Source organism: Pseudomonas sp. IT-P74, assembly GCF_949768175.1.
Classification (GTDB): Bacteria; Pseudomonadota; Gammaproteobacteria; order Pseudomonadales; family Pseudomonadaceae; genus Aquipseudomonas.
The window spans coordinates 323,687-341,014 of sequence record NZ_CATKQD010000077.1; the positions used below are offsets into that span (position 1 = coordinate 323,687).

At 60.5% G+C, this 17,328-nt stretch carries 15 protein-coding genes; 7 read left to right on the forward strand and 8 right to left on the reverse strand.

The features are described from left to right. Positions 1-78: 78 nt before the first annotated feature. The 7 genes from glpE to ACM6J5_RS25750 all read right to left on the reverse strand — a co-directional run bounded on the left by glpE (position 79) and on the right by ACM6J5_RS25750 (position 7,718). Entirely contained in the window at positions 79-408 is a 330-nt protein-coding gene (gene glpE, locus ACM6J5_RS25720) for a thiosulfate sulfurtransferase GlpE (RefSeq protein WP_008051614.1), read from the reverse strand. A 33-nt stretch (positions 409-441) separates the two neighbouring features. Beyond that, the gene (locus ACM6J5_RS25725; RefSeq protein ID WP_150672008.1) at positions 442-1,323 is read right to left on the reverse strand and encodes a symmetrical bis(5'-nucleosyl)-tetraphosphatase; all 882 of its coding nucleotides are present in this window, start codon (positions 1,321-1,323) and stop codon (positions 442-444) included. After that, positions 1,323-1,703 (reverse strand): Co2+/Mg2+ efflux protein ApaG, encoded by a 381-nt coding sequence (gene apaG / locus ACM6J5_RS25730; protein ID WP_095944860.1) that lies wholly within the window; start codon positions 1,701-1,703, stop codon positions 1,323-1,325. Before apaG ends, ACM6J5_RS25725 begins: the two co-directional genes overlap by 1 nt. A gap of 115 nt (positions 1,704-1,818) precedes the next feature. Further along, positions 1,819-2,628 (reverse strand): 16S rRNA (adenine(1518)-N(6)/adenine(1519)-N(6))-dimethyltransferase RsmA, encoded by an 810-nt coding sequence (gene rsmA, locus ACM6J5_RS25735; RefSeq protein WP_095944861.1) that lies wholly within the window; start codon positions 2,626-2,628, stop codon positions 1,819-1,821. After that, positions 2,625-3,614: a 4-hydroxythreonine-4-phosphate dehydrogenase PdxA gene (gene pdxA / locus ACM6J5_RS25740; protein WP_414929586.1), complete on the reverse strand. Its 990-nt coding sequence runs from the start codon at positions 3,612-3,614 to the stop codon at positions 2,625-2,627. Before pdxA ends, rsmA begins: the two co-directional genes overlap by 4 nt. Then, positions 3,611-4,927 (reverse strand): peptidylprolyl isomerase SurA, encoded by a 1,317-nt coding sequence (surA, locus tag ACM6J5_RS25745; protein ID WP_414929587.1) that lies wholly within the window; start codon positions 4,925-4,927, stop codon positions 3,611-3,613. Before surA ends, pdxA begins: the two co-directional genes overlap by 4 nt. Next, positions 4,908-7,718, reverse strand: a complete 2,811-nt coding sequence (locus ACM6J5_RS25750; protein WP_414929588.1) for an LPS-assembly protein LptD — start codon at positions 7,716-7,718, stop codon at positions 4,908-4,910. The genes surA and ACM6J5_RS25750 overlap by 20 nt, the downstream gene beginning before the upstream one ends. A 130-nt stretch (positions 7,719-7,848) precedes the next feature. Between ACM6J5_RS25750 and ACM6J5_RS25755 the strand changes: the two genes are divergently transcribed. Genes ACM6J5_RS25755 through ACM6J5_RS25765 form a run of 3 tightly spaced genes read left to right on the forward strand, consistent with a single transcriptional unit; the run spans position 7,849 to position 10,305 of the window. Beyond that, the gene (locus tag ACM6J5_RS25755) at positions 7,849-8,868 is read left to right on the forward strand and encodes an aminoglycoside phosphotransferase family protein (protein WP_095944864.1); all 1,020 of its coding nucleotides are present in this window, start codon (positions 7,849-7,851) and stop codon (positions 8,866-8,868) included. Continuing rightward, entirely contained in the window at positions 8,865-9,536 is a 672-nt protein-coding gene (murU, locus tag ACM6J5_RS25760) for an N-acetylmuramate alpha-1-phosphate uridylyltransferase MurU (protein ID WP_095944865.1), read from the forward strand. The genes ACM6J5_RS25755 and murU overlap by 4 nt, the downstream gene beginning before the upstream one ends. A 1-nt stretch (position 9,537) precedes the next feature. After that, positions 9,538-10,305, forward strand: coding sequence for a TerB family tellurite resistance protein (locus ACM6J5_RS25765; RefSeq protein ID WP_414929589.1), 768 nt, complete (start codon positions 9,538-9,540; stop codon positions 10,303-10,305). Positions 10,306-10,424: 119 nt separating this feature from the next. Here the strand turns inward: ACM6J5_RS25765 and ACM6J5_RS25770 are convergent, their stop codons facing one another. After that, positions 10,425-11,414 (reverse strand): alpha/beta hydrolase family protein, encoded by a 990-nt coding sequence (locus ACM6J5_RS25770; RefSeq protein WP_414929590.1) that lies wholly within the window; start codon positions 11,412-11,414, stop codon positions 10,425-10,427. A 73-nt stretch (positions 11,415-11,487) separates the two neighbouring features. Between ACM6J5_RS25770 and ACM6J5_RS25775 the strand changes: the two genes are divergently transcribed. The 4 genes from ACM6J5_RS25775 to ACM6J5_RS25790 all read left to right on the forward strand — a co-directional run bounded on the left by ACM6J5_RS25775 (position 11,488) and on the right by ACM6J5_RS25790 (position 17,207). Then, a complete protein-coding gene (locus ACM6J5_RS25775) occupies positions 11,488-13,884 on the forward strand; it encodes a PAS domain S-box protein (RefSeq protein ID WP_414929591.1) in 2,397 nt (798 codons plus the stop codon). Between the two features lie 125 nt (positions 13,885-14,009). Further along, positions 14,010-14,639: a response regulator transcription factor gene (locus tag ACM6J5_RS25780; RefSeq protein ID WP_008051638.1), complete on the forward strand. Its 630-nt coding sequence runs from the start codon at positions 14,010-14,012 to the stop codon at positions 14,637-14,639. Between the two features lie 351 nt (positions 14,640-14,990). Further along, positions 14,991-16,115, forward strand: coding sequence for an ABC transporter ATP-binding protein (locus ACM6J5_RS25785; protein WP_046039490.1), 1,125 nt, complete (start codon positions 14,991-14,993; stop codon positions 16,113-16,115). Positions 16,116-16,163: 48 nt separating this feature from the next. Continuing rightward, positions 16,164-17,207, forward strand: a complete 1,044-nt coding sequence (locus tag ACM6J5_RS25790) for a polyamine ABC transporter substrate-binding protein (protein ID WP_095944869.1) — start codon at positions 16,164-16,166, stop codon at positions 17,205-17,207. Positions 17,208-17,328: the final 121 nt, after the last annotated feature.

The window sequence follows — 17,328 nt, forward strand, 5'->3', positions numbered from 1 at the left end:
CGTAATTGTTTGTGGCAGACCGTTCGTCTGCCACCGCGCCAGCCCGCGGGAGCCGGGGCCTGCAACGTTACAAAAAAATTATTCGGTGGTGCCTTGCGCCGTTTCCGCAGGATACGTCGTCCGCCACAACTCGAATCCGCCATCCATGCTGTAGACATCGGAGAAGCCCTGGCTGATCAGGTAAGCGGCTGCGCCCTGGCTGGAGTTACCGTGATAGCAGACCACCACGGTCGGTGCATCGAGGTCGGCGCCCTGGATGAAAGCGTGCAGGGAATGGTTGTCCAGATGCTTCGAGCCTGCGATGTGCAGGGCGGCAAAAGTGGCCGGGTCGCGGACGTCGACTACCACTGCGCCTTGTTCGCGCAGGGCTTGGGCCTGCTCCGGGGGGATACGTTTGAATTCGCTCATGGCGGGCTCCTGTGGCTCGGCTGAATGGGCAGTCTAGCGCGGGGCGCTGGCTGGCGATGTTTGGGGAATGGATGAGGCGACTGGCGGCACGGCATGACCGTGTTCGTCGCATTTGCAGGACAGACGCTCAAAGCTGTCGACGTTCATCAGGGTCAGGGCGCCGCCCCAGACGCAGCCTGTATCGAGTGCCGAAATACCCGGCTCTTCGACGTTGCCTTCCAGTGCTGCCCAGTGACCGAAGATGATCTTCAGGTCCTTGGTCTTGCGGTGCTGGTGCTGGAACCAGGGCTTGTAGCCTGCTGGTGCGGTATCAAGACCTTCCTTGCTCTTGAGGTCGAGTTTGCCTTCGGCGGTGCAAAAGCGCATGCGCGTGAAATAGTTGGTGATCACCCGCAGGCGCGTCACGCCTTTGAGGTCGTTGTCCCATTTCGCCGGATCGTTGCCGTACATGCCATCGAGGTAGGGCGGCAACAGGTTGTCGTCACGCAAGGCGGTCTCGACTTCGGCGGCACACTTCAAAGCTTTGCGCAGCGACCACTGCGGTGGAATGCCGGCATGGACCAATGCAAGGTTGCGCTGTTCGTCGTAGTGCATGAGCTTTTGCTGGCGCACCCATTCCAATAGTTCGGCGCTATCGGGCGCGTCAATGATCTCGCGCAGGGTATCGGCCTTTTTCAGGCGTTCGATGTTGCGTCCGGCCGCCAGCAGGTGCAGGTCATGGTTGCCGAGCACGCACACCAGCGATTCGCGAATGCTGTAGAGGAAGCGCAAGGTTTCCAGCGACTGCGGGCCGCGGTTGACCAGGTCGCCCACCAGCCACAGACGATCCCGTTGTGGGTCGAACGCCACTTGTTTGAGCAGGCATTGCAGGGCTTGAAGACAGCCTTGCAGGTCACCGACAGCGTACGTTGCCATCAGTGCAGGGCTCCGGGCACCGCCAGGCGGAAGGGTGCGATGATGGCATCGAAGTGTTTGCCGTCGTCGGACAGCATCTGATAAGTGCCTTGCATGGTGCCGACCTTGGTGGTCATGACCGTGCCGCTGCTGTAGGTGTGGCTCTTGCCGGGCTCGATCAACGGTTGTTGGCCGACTACACCTGCGCCACGCACTTCTTCGACATGCCCGTCACCATCGGTGATGACCCAGTGCCGTGAAAGCAGTTTGGCGGGCATTTCGCCATTGTTTTGCACGGTGATGGTGTAGGCGAAGGCAAAGCGGTCGTGCTCGGGTTGCGATTGTTCTGCCAGATAGCGGGTGACGACGCTGACGTCGACCTGATAGCGAGGATCGGACATGCAAGGGGCCTTAAAAACGAAGCGGGACGCGGGGCGTAGCTGTTGGGGTTCAGTCTAGGCCAAGTATCGGGTAGTAGACCAGAGTGGCGTCCTACCCGATAGCGCTCATCGCCTGTCAGTCTGCGGCAGGCTTTTGTTCGCTGAGCTTGTCGGCCAGGCGTACGAACGCGGCCAGGTCGAGTTGCTCGGGACGCAGGCTGCCATCGACGCCGGCGGCTTCGATTTCGGCATTGCTCAGCAGCAGCTTGAGTGTGTTGCGCAGGGTTTTGCGGCGCTGGTTGAAAGCTTCGCGCACGACGCGTTCCAGCAGGCGGTGATCCTTGGCCGGGTGTGGCAGTACCGCGTGGGGCACCAGGCGCACGATGGCCGAGTCGACTTTCGGTGGCGGGTTGAATGCCCCCGGGCCGACGTTGAACAGGTGCTCGACTCGACAGTGGTACTGAACCATGATCGACAACCGACCCCAGTCGCCACCACCAGGGCCGGCAGCCAGACGCTCGACCACTTCCTTTTGCAGCATGAAGTGCATGTCGCGGATCAGGTGCGAGTTGTGCAGCAGGTGAAAAATCAGCGGCGTGGAGATGTTGTACGGCAGGTTGCCGACCACTCGCAGGCTGCCAGGCACGGCATTCAAGCTGTTGAAGTCGAACTTCAGCGCATCGCCCTGATGCAGGTTGAAGTTACTCTTGCCGGCAAACTGCTGGTTGAGGATCGGGATCAGGTCCTTGTCCAGTTCCACCACATCGAGTTGCGCGCCGCTGCTGAGCAGGCCTTGGGTCAGTGCGCCCTGGCCGGGGCCGATTTCCAGCAGGCGGTCTTCTGCCTTGGCATGAATGGAGCGCAGGATGCGGTCGATAACGCCGGCATCGTGCAGGAAGTTCTGGCCAAAGCGTTTGCGCGCCTTGTGTTGGTAATGCTCGGTCATAAACGGGTCTCGGCCATCTGGTAGGCGGTTTCCAGGGCGACTTGCAGGCTGCCGGTGTCGATCTTGCCGCTGCCGGCCAGGTCCAGGGCGGTGCCGTGGTCGACCGAGGTGCGGATAATCGGCAAGCCAAGGGTCACGTTGACTGCCGCGCCGAAGCCTTTGTACTTCAGCACCGGCAGGCCCTGGTCGTGGTACATCGCCAGCACCGCATCGCAGTGCTCCAGATATTTGGGGGTAAACAGAGTGTCGGCGGGCAGGGGGCCACGAAGGTCCATGCCCTCGCCGCGCAGGCGCTCTAATGTGGGTTCGATGATATCGATTTCTTCATGGCCCAGGTGCCCGCCTTCGCCGGCATGGGGGTTGAGCCCGCAGACCAGGATGCGTGGCCGGGCGATGCCGAACTTGTTTTGCAGGTCGGCGTGCAGGATTCGCGTGACGCGTTCCAGACGCTCCGGCGTGATTGCATCGGCAATCTCGCGAAGGGGCAGGTGAGTGGTCACCAGGGCCACGCGCAAGCCGCGTGTGGCCAGCATCATCACCACTTGCGCGGTGTGGGTCAGGTCGGCAAGGAATTCCGTGTGCCCGGAAAAGGCGATGCCGGATTCGTTGATGACACCTTTGTGCACCGGCGCGGTAATCATGCCGGCGAAATCTCCGCTCACGCAGCCTTGGCCGGCGCGGGTCAGGGTTTCCAGAACGAAGGCAGCGTTCGCCTTGTCCAGTTGCCCGGCGACGACCTTGGCATTGAGCGGAGTATCCCAGACATACAGGCTGTTGACTGGCGCGGGTACGTCCGGCCAGTTGTCCGGTGTGACCGGCAGCAGATCGACAGCCACGCCCAGTTGCGCGGCCCGCTCAATGAGCAGGTCGCGGCTGGTAATGGCAATCAGGGGGTGAGGCTGGGCTTGCGAGGCGAGCAGCAGGCACAGGTCGGGACCTATGCCGGCCGGTTCGCCGGGTGTCAGCGCGAAACGTTGGGGTTTCACTGCGCTGCCTGGTCGGCGCCAGGGAGTTTGATTTCCACGTACGCTTCGTCACGGATCTGACGCAGCCAGGTTTGCAGCTCTTCGTCGTATTTGCGGTTACGCAAAACGGTCATCGCTTGCTGCTCGCGAGCCTGTGAGGTGCTGTCGGTGGCGCGACGGCCAAGGACTTCCAGGACATGCCAGCCGTACTGAGTCTGGAACGGCCTGGACAGCTGACCTTGCGGGGTCCTGGCCATCACTTCGCGGAACTCGGGTACCAGTGCGTTCGGGTCGATCCAGTTCAGGTCGCCGCCGTTGAGGGCGGAGCCCGGGTCTTCCGAGTAGCTTTTCGCCAGCTCGCCGAAGTCTTCGCCAGCCTCGATACGGCTGTAGAGCGATTCAGCCAGGGCCTTGGTTTTTGCTTCGTCGCGGATCGGGCTCGGCTTGACCAGGATGTGGCGCACATGTACTTCATCGCGCATCTGGGTCTGACCGCCACGCTTTTCGAGGACCTTCAGAATGATGAAACCGCCCGGGGTGCGCATTGGCTGGGTGACATCACCCACCGGCATGGTGCTCAGCAGGCGATCGAACGGCGGAGGCAATTGAGCGGCCTTGCGCCAGCCCATGTCACCACCTTCCAGTGCGGTTTCGCTGGCGGACTTGGCGATTGCCAACTGACCGAAGTCAGCGCCTTGCTTGAGTTGCTGGTAAATCGCATCGGCCTGTTTGGCTGCATTCTGAATCGCGTCGGAGTTGGCGCTTTCCGGCGTAGGAATCAGGATGTTGGCCAGGTGGAACTCTTCGGACAGTTGCATTTTGCCCAGGTCGGATGCCAGGAAGTTCTTCACTTCCTGCTCGGAGACCTGAATGCGCTCGGCGACCCGACGCTGGCGTACACGGCTGATGACCATTTCGCGGCGAATCTGCTCACGTGCGTCGTCGTAGGACAGACCGTCGCGCGTCAGGGCGGCGCGGAACTGCTCGACCGACATGTTGTTGCGCTGGGCAATGGTGCCGACAGCCTGGTTCAGCTCTTCGTCGGTAATGCGGATGCCGGAGCGCTCGCCGATCTGCAATTGCAGGTTTTCGACGATCAGACGCTCAAGTACCTGCTGCTCCAGCACGCTGGCCGGCGGCACGGCAGAACCACGCTTGGCGATGGTTTGCTGAACTTCATGAACCCGTTGGTCCAGTTGGCTCTGCATGACCACGTCGTTGTCGACGATGGCCACCACTTTGTCGATGGACTGTACGGCGGCGCTCGCCGCCGTACTCAGGAACAGCGCGCCCAGCATCAGCGGGCGCAGACAATCAGAAAGCTTGGTCTTCACGTTCACGATAACCTTGAATGCCTTTGTCGAGGAAGCTCTCTACCTTGGCGCCAGTCAGGCCGCCGAGCCCCTTCAGAACAATTTGGAGGAAGACGCCATGGTCGCCTTTTTCGTTTTCCGGGGCGTTCTGACTGAACTCGTCATAGGAAACCCAGTAACGGTTGATCAGGCGCAGTTTCCAGCAGCAGTTGTCGTACTCGAAACCACCGAACGCTTCCAGGGTGCGGTTGCGGTTGTAGTCATACTGCCAACGGGTGATGGCGTTCCATTGCGGCACGACCGGCCAGATCACCGAGAAGTCGTGCTGTTCGATCTTGTAGTAGTCCTTCACGTAGCCCGGGGTGCCAGGGGTACCGTAGTCGCCACCGAACTGCCATTGACCGGTGTTCTGGTTGTAGATCACCTGGTCGTTACGATAGCGATAGCCGGCGTTGATGACCTTGTTCGGGTTGTCTTCAGGCTGGTAGTGGAACATCGCACTGCCCGAACGAGGGCTGTGGCTGTCCGGGTCCCAGTTGTAGTCGGCCGTGGTACGCCAGTCGCGGTTCCAGCGGTATTCGTACTCCAGTGCGTACGGCGAAACGCTGGCTTGGGCATCGGCGCGGAGTTTTGGATCGACACCCGGCAACTGGACTTCGCGGTCCTTGAAGTACAGGGCCTGGCCTACGCTGAGGCGTTGACGTTCGAAACCGTTATCTTCGATCCAGCGGTTAGTGATGCCCAGGGACAGTTTGTTTTCGTCGCCGACACGGTCGGCGCCGGAGAAACGGTTGTCACGGAACAGCGACGCGTAGCTGAACGTGTATTCGCTGGTGTCGAATACCGGGATGTCTACCTGGTCGACCTCAGGCACGTACAGGTAGAACAGGCGCGGTTCGAGGGTCTGGCGATAGTTCTTGCCGAACCATTGGGTATTGCGATCGAAGTACAGGCCGCTGTCGATGCTGGCGATCGGCACTCCGCGATTTTGGTTGCTGTCGAACTGACCGTTGAAATTTTCAGTCCCGTTTGCAGCTGCGGTTTGATTCTGCCGCGCGATTTGACTTTTACCAGTACCGTCCAGATCCAGTTGGTACTGAGTGTACTGGTACTTGAGTTTCGGCTTCAGGAAGCCATAGGTCCAGTTCAGCGGCAGGGTGACGGCTGGTGCCAGGTTGAGGCGATCGCCGTTGGCACGAGCCAGACCTTGAACGTTGTTATCAATACGTGGCTCTACATTACCGTCTTCGTCGGAGTAGTTGCCGGATTTCAGATCCCGGTCAAACCGAACAACTTCGGTTTCGTAGGAGAAATTCAAGCCTTGGGGATGATACGGCAGCGCGCCATTGAAGGTGATCTGCGGCAAACGGTCGTACGGTGTAATGTTCGAAACGGTCGCCAGCTGATAGGCCTGGGCATTTACGCGAGCGGTATAGCCGTCGCCGCGATAGGTGACGGAGCCCTGCTGGTTCACGTAGTCCTGGCTTTTCACGCCAATCTGGTCGGTCTGCAGATCCTGGAAGTAATACGGATCGCTGATCTTGGTGTAGTCGACTTGCGTGAGCGTTCGCGAGTCGAGACCGCCCTTGTGCTGCCAGTTGTACATGTAGCGGGTTTTTTCGGCGTCGGTCTGCTTGTCGCGTTCGTTGCTTTCGTCGTTGAGGTACGCCGCGCCGAACTGGCCTTCGCTGGACTTGGTCAGGTAGCGGAATTCGCCTTCCATCAACAAGCCGTGCTTTTCCATGTAGCGTGGGTACAACGTGGCATCGTAGTTCGGCGCCAGGTTGAAGTAGTACGGGGTGACCAGCATGAAGCCGGTATCGCTGCCGGTGCCGATGGTCGGCGGCAGGAAGCCGGACTGGCGACGGTCGTCGATCGGGAAATAGATGTACGGCGTGTACAGGACCGGAATGTCCTTGACCCGCAGCGTCACGTTGGTCGCCGTGCCGAAACCGGTAGCCGGGTTCAGGGTGATGTTGTTGCCCTTGAGCTGCCAGGCGTTGCTGTTCGGTTCGCACGTGGTGTACGTACCATCCTTGAGGCGGATGATCGCGTTCTCGGCACGTTTGGCGTACAGCGCATTACCGCGGATGCGGGATTTGTGCATCACGTATTCGGCGTTGTCGACCTTGGCTTCACCGGTGTCGAGCTGCACGTCGGCGTGGTCGCCGACGATCAAGGCGCCGTTGTCGCGAATGCGCACGTTGCCGTTCAGTTCGCCACGGCTTTCGGCCTGGTACAGGTTGGCTTCGTCGGCTTCGACCTGCATGCTGCCCTGACGCATGACAACGTCACCGGCCAGTGTCGCAACTTGCTCATCCTGCTTATAGCGGGAAGCTTTTGCGCCGATAAAGGTTGGAGCGTCGCTTTTATTCGTCTTGTCATCCATGCCAGGACGAATCGGTTCGATATAGGAACCGGAGCAATAAGGACCGGTTTCGGCCAATTGTGCGGCAGTGAGCTGCTCGCGGGGAACCCAGTCGAGGTGGCTGTAGTCTGCGCTACGGGATGTCAGGCCACGGCCTTTGGATTCGGTGACCAGCACCGGCTTGGCGCCGGCGTCTTCGCTGGAACCGTTCTCGGCCGGGGCTTCGCCGGTGGCGGAAACTGCGCTGCCGTCATGGACGGGACGCGGTGGCAATGCAGCCGCCGGCGTCTTTGGCGCACAGTCCCAGGAACCCGAAGCAGAGACTGAGCAGTCAAACTGTTCCGCGGCGACCACGTAGGAAGTGGCAAGGGGTTGCAGCGCCAGCAAACTGCCGGTAACCAACAACGGAAATTTTTTACGAAACGCGGGGGATTTCAATGCCATCTTATTAGTCCGGGCTTCCTGCGTGCCATCTGCCCGCGGTGTGGGCCGCACGCCTCTCGATGGTCTGAAAAAGATGCTGGATAATAAAGCATGACCCGCTTGACGGCTAGCGCCGTCGGAGACCCTTGCAATGCCTGATCAAGATGTACGCTTGCAACACCTGAAAGTTTGGCTCGATCAACAATTGACGACCCTTTTTGCCGAGCAGGGCTGGGGCGTCGTACCCCCGGCCACGTTGACTGCGGCCAGCAGCGACGCGAGTTTCCGGCGGTATTTCCGTTGGGAAGGCGGTGACAAAAGTTTCATCGTGATGGACGCGCCGCCGCCCCAGGAAAACTGCAAACCCTTCGTGGATATCGCCTTTTTGCTGGCGAAATCCGGAATAAATGTGCCGAAAATTTATGCCGAAGACCTTGAACGCGGCTTTCTTTTGCTCAATGACCTGGGCAACAAGACCTATCTGGACGTCATCGACAGCGAAAACGCCGACGATTTGTTCACGGATGCCCTGCAAGCTTTGCTGGCTTTCCAGCAGTTGCCGATGGTTGCGCCTCTGCCGAGCTATGACGTGGCCTTGCTGCGTCGCGAGCTGGAACTGTTCCCCGAGTGGTACGTGAAGCGCGAACTGGGCATCGAATTCGACGCGGCGCAACAAGTGCTCTGGCAGCAGGTCAGCGAACTGTTGATCGACAGCGCCCTGGCACAACCCAAAGTCCTGGTGCATCGCGACTACATGCCGCGCAACCTGATGCTCAGCGAGCCCAATCCCGGTGTGCTGGACTTCCAGGATGCGGTGTATGGCCCGGTAACCTACGACGTGACCTGCCTGTTCAAGGACGCATTCCTCAGTTGGCCCCAGGAGCGTGTACACGGCTGGCTCGAAAGCTACTGGCGGCAAGCGGGTGCGCTCGGGATTCCGGTCCAGCCCGATTTCGAGGACTTCCTGCGTGCCAGCGACTTGATGGGCGTGCAACGTCACCTGAAAGTCATCGGCATTTTCGCGCGCATCTGCCATCGCGACGGCAAACCGCGTTATCTGGGTGATGTGCCGCGTTTCTTTGCGTACATAGAAACGGTGATCGCTCGCCGCCCTGAACTGGCCGAGCTGGATGTGTTGCTGGCCAGTCTGCGCGCCGGAGTGAAAGCATGAAGGCAATGATTCTGGCCGCGGGTAAAGGCGAGCGCATGCGCCCGCTGACCCTGACCACGCCAAAACCGCTGGTTCGTGCAGGCGGCGTGCCGCTGATCGAGTATCACCTGCGAGCGCTGGCCGCCGCCGGGTTCACCGACATCGTGATCAATCACGCCTGGCTCGGTCAGCAGATCGAAGACTACCTGGGCGATGGATCGCGTTATGGCGTGAGCATTCAGTACTCGGCCGAAGGTGAGCCCCTGGAAACCGGCGGCGGGATTTTCCGCGCGTTGCCGTTGCTGGGGGATGAAGCGTTTGTCGTGGTCAACGGCGACATCTGGACCGATTACGACTTCAGCGTGCTGCATCAGCCCATCAACGGCCTGGCGCACCTGGTGCTGGTCGGCAACCCGTCCCATCATCCGGCCGGGGACTTTAGCCTGGTCGAAACGCAGGTGCACGACGGTCAGCCAGAGGTGGGTACCCTGACCTACAGTGGCATCGCCGTGTTGCATCCGCAGCTGTTCGACGGTTGCACCGCGGGGGCCTTCAAGCTCGCGCCGCTGTTACGCAAGGCCATGGCTGACGATCAAGTGACTGGCGAGCAGCTGAGGGGGCACTGGGTCGATGTCGGCACTCACGAGCGACTGGCCGAAGTTGAAGCATTAATAGAAGCGAGCCGCTGACATGTTGTGGCCAGGGACTCTGATCGGAGCCGGAGCAGGCTTTGCCATAGCCAGCATTCCGGGGGCCATTCTCGGCGCGTTGTTGGGGCAGGCGCTGGATCGGCGCTTGCACCTGCAAAGCTGGGGACACTTGCGGGAAAAACTGGGCGGTCGCCCGGTGCTGCGTAACGATGAGTTGCTGTTTGTCCTGTTGGGGCGCCTGGCCAAGTGTGACGGCCAGGTGATGTCCGGGCACATCGAACAGGCCCGGGCGGAAATGCGCTCGCTGGATATGTCCGAGTCGGCCCAGCGTCGTGCGATTGCTGCGTTCAATCGCGGCAAGTCGGGCCGCGACCGGCTGCGCGGTTATCTGCGTCGCCTGAGTGCCCAGCCCCATGCGGCAGAAGGCGTATTACGCGCCTGCTGGCGAATGGTCTGGGCCGATGGTCGTGCCGGCAGCAGTGAACGTAAACTGATCGGCCAATGGGGCAAATGGTTGGGCTGGACGCCCCATCAGGTGAAGGCGTTGGCGCACGACTATGAGCCGCGGAAACGGCCATTGGGCAACAGCGTGCCCAGTTATCAGGACGCATTGAGGCTTTTGGGGGTGTCGGCCACCACTGAACCGGCGCAGATCAAGCGTGCTTATCGGCGCCTGCTCAGTCGCCATCATCCGGACAAGATTGCCGGCAGCGGCGCGACGGCGACGCAGGTGCGTGAGGCCACCGAGCGAACGCGTGAACTGCATAATGCCTATACGCTGATTCGGGAACGGCGGAATTTTCGTTAGCCCGGAAAGTTTGCGTCGCCAGTGATACCTCTATCGCGAGCAGGCTCGCACAGGTGTCTTCTAACGCTGGAGATCTGATGTGGGAGCGAGCCTGCTCGCGATGAAGGCGCCTCGGTCTTTCAGTCTGTCGAAGGCTGCGGGTTCAGCCAGCCCCGCACCCGGCGGAACAGTTGCTCCTGCTCGGCCTTTTTGTCGGGTAATGCCTTGAGCGATATCTGGCTGAATGCCGACGTTTTCACCCGTTTGTTGGCCTGCAGACGGGCTAGCGCCGCATTGCGATCCAGCGGCTTGTCCATATAGAACATGTCAGCCGTAGGCAGTTTCAGGTTCGGAGCCAGCTCATCCAGTTCGGGTTTCGCTTGAGCAGGTGTCTGCGCTGCGACCATCAGGAATCGCTCGACTTGTGAGGGCTGCTTCTCGCTTAAATAGCGCGCAGCCCAGTAAGTGCCGGTGCCATGCCCCAACACCACGATACGGCGGGCGCTTTGCTGTTCGGCGAAGGTGATCGCGGCGTCGATCCGGGCAAAGATCCGCTCGGCATCTGCCTTGGACTGTTCTTCGGTGGTTTCGGCGACGACCTTGTCGGTTACATCTGCCTCGCCACCGGCCACCTGTTCGATAGGGGCAGCGGTAGTCGAGTCTTTACTGACGGTTTCGGCGGCCTTGGGTGCCGGCGCTGCTTCGACGATTCGTGGCGCAATGGCATCGCTTTGCAGGTCCGGCAAGGTGATACTCAGGCTGCTCCATTCGGCATCCGGCAATTTTCGCCGCAAAGGGCCGACGGCTTGCGGCCAGTCAGCGGTTTCGCCGGTGCCCGGGATGATAATCACCGCGCCTTTGGGGTCGGCGGTGTTGGCCGGTTTCCACAAGGCCAGAAACGTGTCGGTGCCTGCTTGCAGTTGTTGCTGTTCCTGAGGCGGGATCTTTCGCTCGAGTGCAGTCGCTTCTTCCTGACTACGCTCAGGCAGAGGCTGACGTTCGAGCGGTTTTTCTTCGGCGGTTTTTTCTTCCGCGAGGGAGGCCGGGTCGGCCGCCTTGACGGAAAAAGCGCAAGGCAGGATCAGCGACAGGCACAATGCTGGCAGTGCCAGGCGGTGGACAAGGGGCATCGGATATTCCAGGCCAGAAGATGTTCCGGCAGCCTAATGGGTTGGTCAGTATTTGTCAGTGTGTGAGAGTTCAATGATGCGTTTTCGCTGCCTGTGGGTTATCGGCTGTTTGTGGTTTCCCTTGATGGGCTGGGCGGCCGCCGCGCCTCCGGCACCCGTCGCCCAACTGTCCCCGAAACAGCAGCACTGGCTGGCGCAGCAGGGCGAGTTGCGGGTCGGCGTGGTGTTGCAGGCGCCCTATGCGCAATACGATCGCCGCTTGCAGCGCCTGTCCGGGGTGAACGTCGAATTGATGAAGTGGCTGGCAAAAAACCTCAATGTCGAACTGAGCTGGCGCAATTTCCCCGACCTTGAGCAATTGGAAGCCGCGGCCCGCGAGGGCGAAATCGACATCGCTCCGGGGCTGACCCAGACCCCTGGCGGGCTGCGCCTCTGGCAGTTTTCCGACCCCTACATGCGTGTGCCGCAATTGGTGGTCAGCGATCAGAAAAGCGCGGGCGCTGTCGAGCTGGAAAAACTCGACAGCCAGACCCGAGTCGCCGTGCGCATGCCCAGTGCCATCGCCGATTACCTGCGCGGCAACTACCCGCACCTGAATTTGCAAGGCGTACCGATGGAGCGTCAGGCATTGCAATTATTGGTTGGCCAGCAGGCAACTTATGCGGTGATCGATGAGGCGCAGCTGGGTCGCTTGTCGGTCGAGACGGAGTTCGCCGGATTAGTGGTAGTGGGGGATGTCGGCCTGCCGCAGTTGCTGCGGGTGGCCACGCTGCGCGACAAGCCGGAACTGGCGGGCATCGTTGAAAGTGCATTGCGGGCGATCCCGGCCAAGGATCTGGAGCAGTTGCACAATCAATGGCTGCAGCCCAAGTATCCGCGGCTCACCGAGTCCCGGGGATTCTGGCAAAACCTCTGCCTGCTGCTGGCCGTGCTGGCGTTGAGTTGCATGGCCATCGTGGTCTGGCAGCGTCGCCAGCAGCACAACCTGGAGCAGCGCCTGCTGGCCGCGCAGGAAGACATCGCCTTGCGTGCCGCCAGCGAAGAGGCCTTGCGGCTCACCCAGTTTTCCATCGACCAGAGCACCGTCGGTATCCTCTGGGTCAATTGGGACAGCCATGTGCGCTACGCCAACCGCGCGGCAGAAAGCATGCTGGGCTATCCGGCCGGCGGGATCATCGATCGGCCATTGATCGATTTTGAACCCGGCCTGCACATGGACCGATGGCTGAACCTGTGGAAGCGCGCCCGGGCCAGTGAAGACGGCCCGCAAAGCTTCGAATCCAATTGCGTGCGGGCTGATGGCAGCATCCTGCCGGCCGATGTCTCGTTGAGTTTTCTGCGCTTTCGCGACGGCGAATACCTGGTGGTTTACCTCAACGATGTCACCGAGCGGCGTCGTGCCCTGGCGGCCTTGCAGGAAAGCGAGGCGCGGCTTCAAGGCATCGCCGCCAACGTTCCAGGACTGGTTTTTCGACTGGAGCGGGCGCCGGTGACCGGTCAGATCGACTTTGCCTACATCAGCGAAGGCAGCGAAAGCCTGGTGGGTTACTCGCCGGCCACGCTGGCGCATCGCGATAAAGGCCTGCGCAGCCTCGTGCATCCGGATGACAAGGCCAGCTATCACCAGACCCAGGATCATGCGCTGGATACCGACAGCGACTGGTCGTGGCAGGGGCGAATCCTGACGCGTCAGGGCGAGCAGCGCTGGGCGGAAATCAAGGCCGTCACCCGTCGGCTGGAAGACGGTACGTATGTCTGGGACGGGATTGTCTGGGACATCAGCGAGAGCAAGCGCATCGAACTTGAACTGGCCAGCTCCCGGGAACAACTGCGTGAGTTGTCCGCGCACCTGGAAAGCGTGCGCGAAGAAGAAAAGGCGCGCATAGCCCGGGAAGTTCACGATGAGTTGGGTCAGATGCTCACCGTGTTGAAGCTGGAAACGTCGATGTGCGAACTGGCCTACGCGCAGCTTGATCCGGGTTTGAACGAGCGCTTGAACAGCATGAAGCGCTTGATCGCCCAATTGTTTCAGCTGGTCCGTGATGTGGCCACGGCATTGCGCCCGCCGATTCTCGACGCGGGCATCGCCTCGGCCATAGAGTGGCAGGCCCGCCGATTCGAGGCGCGTACGCAGATCCCGTGTCTGGTGCAGGTGCCGGACAATTTGCCAGTGCTCAGCGATGCGAAGGCAATTGGTCTGTTTCGAATCCTTCAGGAGGCGCTGACCAATGTCATGCGGCACGCCCAGGCGCATACTGTTGAACTGACACTGACCCTTGATGGCGACGAGTTGTGTCTGACGGTCAGCGATGATGGCGTAGGATTTGTCGCCGCGCCTGGCAGGCCAACGTCCTTTGGGATCGTCGGCATGCGCGAGCGGGTGTTGATCATGGGTGGTGAGTTATCCCTTGAGAGTGAGCCGGGTGAGGGCACGACGTTAGAAGTGCGAGTGCCTCTGGAGAAAGCCTGAAGAATTTGTGGTGTCCGTGCTGACGCTTTCGCGAGCAGGCTCGCTCCCACAATGGCTTTGAGTCGTTCACAAATCCCCTGTGGGGGCGAGCCTGCTCGCGATAGATCTTGAACCTGGAGAAAAACGTGATCCGTGTACTGGTAGCCGAAGACCACACTATTGTCCGCGAAGGCATCAAGCAGTTGATCGGCCTGGCCAAGGACTTGCTGGTAGTGGGGGAGGCGAGCAATGGCGAGCAGTTGCTCGACACCTTGCGTCATGTGCCCTGCGAAGTGGTGTTGCTGGACATCTCCATGCCGGGCGTCAACGGCCTGGAAGCGATTCCGCGGATTCGCGCCCTGAACAATCCACCGGCGATCCTGGTGCTGTCGATGCACGATGAAGCGCAGATGGCCGCCCGGGCGTTGAAGGTGGGCGCTGCGGGTTATGCGACCAAGGACAGCGACCCGGCACTGTTGCTGACAGCCATTCGCAAAGTGGCGTCGGGTGGGCGCTATATCGATCCGGAACTGGCCGATCGCATGGTTTTCGAGGTTGGTCTTACCGATTCGCGCCCATTGCACTCGTTGCTCTCCGAGCGCGAATTCTCCGTGTTCGAACGCCTGGCCCAGGGCGCCAACGTCAACGACATCGCCCAGCAACTGGCGCTGAGCAGCAAAACCATCAGCACCCACAAGGCGCGGCTGATGCAAAAGCTCAACATCACTTCGCTGGCGGAACTGGTGAAGTACGCGATGGAACACAAACTCCTCTAAAGCGCTCCGCAACCAAAACTGTAGGAGTGAGCCTGCTCGCGATCACGGTGGATCAGTCAATGCAATGTTGACTGACAGGATGCCATCGCGAGCAGGCTCACTCCTACAAGGGATCTCCGTCTGGCTTGGGATGGCAGGCATATCCAATAGCGACAACTGTTTTGCTCGCTTTTGCGGCTTGCAGCTCGACACCTGCAGCTGCCTTGTCCATTTGCGCCATCCTTGTAGGGCAATCCCTACCCCCAACCTTCCATCCGGCTGAGGCCAATCTCTCTTGCGCCCCGATTTGCGCGGTCCCCAGCGTCCACTAGGCTTAGTCCCACAGCAGTCATCAATAACAAAGGTGTGGGTATGAGCCAGGTCGATTCAAGCGCAGGGGCCAATGATGTTCTGGTCAGCTTTCGTGGAGTGCAGAAGAGCTACGACGGCGAGAACCTGATCGTCAAGGACCTCAACCTGGACATTCGCAAAGGCGAATTCCTCACGTTGCTCGGGCCGTCCGGCTCCGGCAAGACCACCAGTCTGATGATGCTCGCCGGCTTCGAAACGCCGACCGCGGGTGAAATCCTGTTGGCCGGGCGCGCCATCAACAACGTGCCGCCGCACAAGCGCGACATCGGCATGGTGTTCCAGAACTACGCATTGTTCCCGCACATGACGGTGGCCGAGAACCTGGCGTTCCCGCTGACCGTGCGCGGCATGAACAAGAGCGACGTCAGTGCCCGGGTCAAGCGCGTGCTGAGCATGGTCCAGCTCGATGCCTTCGCCCAGCGTTACCCGGCGCAGCTTTCCGGCGGTCAGCAACAGCGTGTGGCATTGGCCCGGGCGCTGGTGTTCGAGCCGCAACTGGTGCTGATGGACGAACCCCTCGGCGCACTCGACAAACAACTGCGTGAACACATGCAGATGGAAATCAAGCACCTGCACCAGCGCCTTGGCGTCACCGTGGTCTACGTGACCCACGATCAGGGCGAAGCCTTGACCATGTCCGACCGTGTGGCGGTGTTCCATCAGGGCGAAATCCAGCAGATCGCGCCGCCGCGCACTCTCTACGAAGAGCCGAAGAACACCTTCGTCGCCAACTTCATCGGCGAGAACAACCGCCTCAATGGCCGCCTGCACAGCCAAACCGGCGACCGTTGCATTGTCGAGCTCGGGCGCGGTGAGAAGGTGGAAGCCTTGGCGGTCAACGTCGGCCAGACCGGCGAGCCGGTGACCCTGTCCATTCGTCCGGAGCGAGTGAGCCTCAATGGCTCCAGCGACCAATGCGTCAACCGTTTCTCCGGGCGAGTCGAGGAATTCATCTATCTGGGCGACCACGTCCGGGTTCGCATGGAAGTCTGCGGCAAGACCGACTTCTTCGTGAAACAGCCGATTGCCGAGCTTGATCCATCGCTCGCCGTCGGTGACGTGGTACCGCTTGGCTGGCAGGTCGAGCACGTTCGCGCACTCGACCCACTTCTAGAGGCGCATTGATCGCCCCGGCAACACCAACACCAACCCTGCACGTGGAGAGAACAATAAATGTTGAGATCCCTGAAATACACCGCTTTGGCACTGGGCATGATGGGCGCGGCACACGCAATGGCGGCCGGCCCGGACCTGACCGTGGTGTCCTTTGGCGGCGCGAACAAGGCGGCTCAGGTCAAAGCCTTCTACGCACCGTGGGAAGCGGCAGGCAATGGCAAGATCGTGGCCGGCGAGTACAACGGCGAAATGGCCAAGGTCAAGGCCATGGTCGACACCAAGAGCGTGTCCTGGGATCTGGTAGAGGTTGAATCGCCGGAGTTGTCCCGTGGTTGCGACGAAGACATGTTCGAACAACTTGATCCGAAGTTGTTCGGCAAGACCGAAGACTACGTCAAGGGCGCCATCCAGCCTTGCGGCGTGGGTTTCTTCGTGTGGTCGACCGTGCTGGCCTACAACGCCGACAAACTGAAAAGCGCACCGACCAGCTGGGTGGATTTCTGGGACACCAAGCAGTTCCCGGGCAAGCGTGGCCTGCGTAAAGGCGCCAAGTACACCCTGGAATTCGCACTGATGGCCGACGGCGTTGCCCCGAAAGACGTCTACAAAGTGCTGGCCGGCAAGGACGGCCAGGACCGCGCGTTCAAGAAGCTCGATGAACTCAAGCCGAACATCCAGTGGTGGGAAGCCGGCGCACAACCGCCGCAATACCTCGCTTCCGGTGACGTGGTCATGAGCTCGGCCTACAACGGTCGTATCGCTGCCGTGCAGAAAGAAAGCAACCTGAAAGTGGTGTGGAACGGCGGCATCTACGACTTCGACGCATGGGCCATTCCAAAAGGTCTGGATGCCAAGCGCGCCGAAGCGGCGAAGAAATTCATCGCCTACTCGGTACAGCCACAGCAACAGAAGACCTACTCGGAAAACATCGCCTACGGCCCGGCCAACACCCAGGCCGTACCGTTGCTGGCCAAGGATGTCCTGAAAGACATGCCGACCACCCCGGAAAACATCGCCAACCAGGTGCAGATCGACGTCAGCTTCTGGGCTGACAACGGCGAGCAACTGGAACAGCGCTTCAACGCCTGGGCTGCGAAGTAATGCTTCGCCTGTAGGAGCGAGCCTGCTCGCGAAAGCGGTGGGTCAATCAACATAGATGTTGAATGTAATGGCCTCATCGCGAGCAAGCTCGCTCCCACAGGTTGCGGTGTTTCAACACAAC

What these genes read in the sequence shown, in the direction of transcription:
- ACM6J5_RS25775 (WP_414929591.1), top strand. Translation starts at nt 11,488, where the DNA reads ATGATGCGTTTTCGCTGCCTGTGGGTTATCGGCTGTTTGTGGTTTCCC.
- apaG (WP_095944860.1), bottom strand. Translation starts at nt 1,703, where the DNA reads ATGTCCGATCCTCGCTATCAGGTCGACGTCAGCGTCGTCACCCGCTAT.
- ACM6J5_RS25790 (WP_095944869.1), top strand. Translation starts at nt 16,164, where the DNA reads ATGTTGAGATCCCTGAAATACACCGCTTTGGCACTGGGCATGATGGGC.
- ACM6J5_RS25755 (WP_095944864.1), top strand. Translation starts at nt 7,849, where the DNA reads ATGCCTGATCAAGATGTACGCTTGCAACACCTGAAAGTTTGGCTCGAT.
- ACM6J5_RS25785 (WP_046039490.1), top strand. Translation starts at nt 14,991, where the DNA reads ATGAGCCAGGTCGATTCAAGCGCAGGGGCCAATGATGTTCTGGTCAGC.
- ACM6J5_RS25725 (WP_150672008.1), bottom strand. Translation starts at nt 1,323, where the DNA reads ATGGCAACGTACGCTGTCGGTGACCTGCAAGGCTGTCTTCAAGCCCTG.
- glpE (WP_008051614.1), bottom strand. Translation starts at nt 408, where the DNA reads ATGAGCGAATTCAAACGTATCCCCCCGGAGCAGGCCCAAGCCCTGCGC.
- ACM6J5_RS25770 (WP_414929590.1), bottom strand. Translation starts at nt 11,414, where the DNA reads ATGCCCCTTGTCCACCGCCTGGCACTGCCAGCATTGTGCCTGTCGCTG.
- ACM6J5_RS25765 (WP_414929589.1), top strand. Translation starts at nt 9,538, where the DNA reads ATGTTGTGGCCAGGGACTCTGATCGGAGCCGGAGCAGGCTTTGCCATA.
- ACM6J5_RS25750 (WP_414929588.1), bottom strand. Translation starts at nt 7,718, where the DNA reads ATGGCATTGAAATCCCCCGCGTTTCGTAAAAAATTTCCGTTGTTGGTT.
- rsmA (WP_095944861.1), bottom strand. Translation starts at nt 2,628, where the DNA reads ATGACCGAGCATTACCAACACAAGGCGCGCAAACGCTTTGGCCAGAAC.
- murU (WP_095944865.1), top strand. Translation starts at nt 8,865, where the DNA reads ATGAAGGCAATGATTCTGGCCGCGGGTAAAGGCGAGCGCATGCGCCCG.